The organism is Aeromicrobium sp. REDSEA-S32_B7 (assembly GCF_001626145.1).
Lineage (GTDB): Bacteria > Actinomycetota > Actinomycetes > Propionibacteriales > Nocardioidaceae > Aeromicrobium > Aeromicrobium erythreum.
This window is the reverse complement of the sequence record NZ_LUNF01000014.1, coordinates 1-3,698: the sequence shown is the minus strand read 5'-3', so window position 1 is coordinate 3,698 and position 3,698 is coordinate 1. Positions and strand designations below refer to the sequence as shown.

The following is a 3,698-nucleotide window of genomic DNA, read 5'->3' as shown; positions in this document are numbered from 1 at the left end:
GATCCAGGCTGCTGTGGGCAGCGTCGGCGCCTGGGGTCGGCGGTTGGCGAACCGTTCGGGGTGGGCGGTGTAGAGGCTGTCCATGGCGGCTTGGCGCCGATGGTGGACACCGGTCCAGGTGCCGTGGTGGACGTCGTGGGGGGTGTGGCCCTCCAGCCCGGCGTGGTGGTGGCGGTGGTTGTAGCCCTCGACGAAGTCGGCCGCCCAGGACCTGGCGTGGTCGAGGTTGGTGAAGAACGCTGGGTAGTCGGGGGTGTACTTCGCGGTCTTGAACAGCGACTCGGAGTAGGGGTTGTCGTTCGACACCCTGGGTCGGTTGCGGGAGGTCGCGATGCCGAGCTCGGCGAACAGGTCACCCAGGGTGCGTGAGGTCATCGAGGGACCACCGTCGGAGTGGATGATCCGCGGCAGCACCCCGCGCACGGTGAAGGCCTGCTCGAACATCTCGGCTGCCAGGTCGTCGTCCTCACGGGTCTCGACCCGCCACCCGGTGACCATCCGGGAGAACACATCCATGGCCAGGTACAGCTGGTAGCTGACACCCCGGTAAGGGCCGCGTAGGTGGGTGATGTCCCACGACCACGCCTGGTCGGGGCCATCGACCAGCAGCGTGGGCATGGCGGTGGCGCGGTGCTTTCGGGTACGTCGGATCGGGCGGGTGGTCTGGTCGACAGCCCGGGCGATGCGGTACCAGGTCGACAACGACGCGACCGGGTCACCCGCATCCAGGGCGTCGTAGAACGCCTGGTAGACGCTCTTGCCGGCCGCGAACGCAGTCTGGATCTTCACCGTGATCTGGTCCCGCTCGTCCTTGCTGAGCCAACACTGGGTACGACGTTGACGATGGGCGACCGGCTCGCTGACCCGGGCGCGGGGATGGTCGCGGTAATGCCACGTCGACCGCGCGATCCCGGCCAGGTCCAACGCGGCCCGCTGGGAGAACCCCGCCGCGATCAACGCCAGCACCAACGAGGCGCTGACCTCGATCACCGGCTCTACTCCGGGCTCTACTCCGGGCTCTACTCCGGCCTCTACTCCGGCCTCTACTCCGGGCTCTTCTGCGATGGGTCGGGGGCAGCGGCCGGCTCGGGCGCGGAGTTCTTGGCATCGCCGCTTGGATGCAAGAGCTCGATAGCTTTTCCCAGCGCATCGACCGCCCGCCGCTGACGACCCAGTTCCTCATCGCGCTGCTCGAGCGCTCGTTGATGTGCGGCATCGCGGGCAGCGATCTGTTCACGCAACGCGGCGTTCTCCTGCAACAGTCGCGCGACCGCGCTGGTCTCGTCCATGTCCACCCGTCCTTCGGTCCAGGGCTCCAGCCCATGGTCCAGGGTGTCGGCCAACACCGCACGCTTCCAGCGCCGCAGTCGAGCATCAGGGATACCGCGCTCGCGCAGTAGCTTCTGCTTCTCACCGTACGGAGCAAGCATGTACTCGTACACGAACGCGCGTCGTTCCTCGACGCTGTAGACACCTTCGATGGGCAAGTCGATCACTCCTAGATCAGAGCGACTGACTCACACGCAGACTGGCAGACAGGGGATTCGGCCGGGTTCGTCGGCTGACCGACAAACCTTGCCGGGCTGGACGACGAACCATCCGGCCGCCGCCCAGCGCGGGAGCCTCGCGTCAGGCGGGCGGCGTGGACGGGTCCTGGTCGCCGGTCTGGAAGACGTCGGGGATGCCGTCGAGGTCGGAGTCCCGCTCCTCCTCCTCGGTGATCCTGCGGTAGACCCGGTTGCGGGTGCGCAGGATCGCGCTGGCCAGCCCAGCGGCCAGGAGGGAGCCGACCAGGACGCCGACCTTGACGTGCTCGTCGCGCTCGGAGCTGCTGCCGAACGCCAGCTCGCCGATCAGCAGCGAGACGGTGAAGCCGATGCCCGCGAGCATGGCCATGCCGATGACGTCGATCCAGGCCAGCTCGTCGTCGAGCTCGGCCTTGGTGAACTTCGACAGCAGCCACGTCGACCCGGTGATGCCGACGGTCTTGCCGACCAGCAGGCCGGTGACGATGCCGAGGGCGACCGGGTCCTTGAGGGACTCCACGAGGCCGCTGAACCCGCCCACGGTCACGCCGGCGGCGAAGAAGGCGAAGATCGGCACCGCGACGCCGGCGCTGATCGGGCGCACGAGGTGCTCGAGGTGCTCGGCCAGACCGGGGCCCTCGGCGTCGTCGCGGCGCAGCACCGGCACGGTGAAGCCCAGGAGCACGCCGGCGACGGTCGCGTGGACGCCGGACTCGTGGACGAGCACCCACGCGACGAGTGCGAGCGGCAGCAGCAGGAAGCCCGAGCTGATCCGCTTCTGGACCAGCAGCGCGAAGATCGCGATCGGCACCAGACCGAGCGCGAGGAAGAGCAGGTCGAGCTCCTCGGTGTAGAAGACCGCGATGATGGTGATGGCCAGCAGGTCGTCGACGACGGCCAGCGTGAGCAGGAACGTCCGCAGGCCCGAGGGCAGGTGGGTGCTGATCACGGCCAGGATCGCCACGGCGAAGGCGATGTCGGTGGCGGTGGGGATCGCCCACCCCGAGAGCCCGCCGTTGGAGCCGAGGTTCCAGGCGACGTAGATCAGCGCCGGCGCGACCATGCCGCCGACGGCCGCGGCCATCGGCAGGGCCGCGCGGCGCGGGTCGCGCAGGTCGCCGGCGACGAACTCACGCTTGAGCTCGAGCCCAACGACGAAGAAGAAGATCGCCAGCAGGCCGTCCGCGGCCCACTTGCCCAGGCTCAGGTCCAGGTGCAGCGAGACGCCGAGCAGCGAGACCGGCTCGGAGATCGGCTTGAAGTCGCGGATCGACTCGTAGGTGCCGGAGAAGGCGGTGTTGGCCCAGATGATCGCGATCGCGGCGCCCACGATGCCGGATTCGTTGATCGGCGTGTCGAACACACGCGTCTTGCCGTATTTGTCCTGCAGCCCCGCGGTGCAGCGGAAGACGCCGCCGAAATAGCCGACGTCCTCGCCCATCACCACGACATCGTCGTCGCGGCCCATCGACACGTCGAGCGCATCGTTGATCGCCTCGATCATGTTGAGGCGGCGTTCACCCTGCTGCTCGGTGGCGGGCAGGTCCTTGGTCTGGGTCTCGCTCATGCCTCGGGCAATCCTTCGGGAAACTTGGTCTTGCGCTCGTGCACCGCCTGGTCAGCCTGCTCGCGCAGGTGCCAGGGAAGCTCTTCGAAGACGTCTTCGAACATGGTGCGGAACGGGTGATGCAGGCCGTGGCCGAGGATACCGTTGGCCTCGGCTTCCTTGGTCACCTTCTTGACGTGCTCGGCCGCCTCGAGGTCCATCTTCTCCTGCCGCTCTTCGTCCCATTCGCCAAGCGCGATGAGGTGGTTCTTTAGCCGCATAACAGGATCGCCGAGCGGCCATTCGCTGCGCTCCTGCGCGCTGCGGTAGCCGCTGGGATCGTCCGAGGTGGAATGCCCTTCGGCGCGGTAGGTAAAGAACTCGATCAGCGTCGGCCCGGCATTGGCCCGCGCGCGGTTCGCCGCCCAACGCTCGGCGGCATAGCAGGCCAGCGCGTCATTGCCGTCGACCCGCAGACCCGCAAGGCCGTAGCCCAATGCGCGCGCAGCAAAAGTGGTGCGCTCCGCCCCGGCAAAACCGCTGAAGCTGGAGATCGCCCACTGGTTGTTGATAACATTGAGGATAACCGGTGCATTATACACCGTCGCGAAGGTGCAGGCCGAATG

4 protein-coding genes and 1 pseudogene are annotated in these 3,698 nt (G+C 67.6%); all 5 read right to left on the bottom strand.

Annotated features, from left to right (window positions below; all coding sequences use genetic code 11):
• Nucleotides 1-789, bottom strand: a 789-nt coding sequence (locus tag A6Q79_RS00525; RefSeq protein WP_317695316.1) for a DDE-type integrase/transposase/recombinase, incomplete at its 3' end; no start/stop codon positions are given.
• A 254-nt stretch (nucleotides 790-1,043) separates the two neighbouring features.
• Nucleotides 1,044-1,496 carry a hypothetical protein gene (locus A6Q79_RS00520; protein WP_317695311.1) on the bottom strand — a complete coding sequence of 151 codons (453 nt, stop codon included), beginning with the start codon at nucleotides 1,494-1,496 and terminating at the stop codon, nucleotides 1,044-1,046.
• Between the two features lie 133 nt (nucleotides 1,497-1,629).
• Nucleotides 1,630-2,856, bottom strand: coding sequence for a Na+/H+ antiporter NhaA (gene nhaA, locus A6Q79_RS00515; RefSeq protein WP_369037983.1), 1,227 nt, complete (start codon nucleotides 2,854-2,856; stop codon nucleotides 1,630-1,632).
• Nucleotides 2,836-3,093, bottom strand: a pseudogene (locus tag A6Q79_RS18505) (hypothetical protein); the annotation flags it as partial. The gene nhaA and the pseudogene A6Q79_RS18505, both read right to left, overlap by 21 nt.
• On the bottom strand, nucleotides 3,090-3,698 hold a 609-nt coding region (locus A6Q79_RS00510; RefSeq protein WP_317695305.1), incomplete at its 5' end, for a thiamine pyrophosphate-dependent enzyme. The gene A6Q79_RS00510 and the pseudogene A6Q79_RS18505, both read right to left, overlap by 4 nt.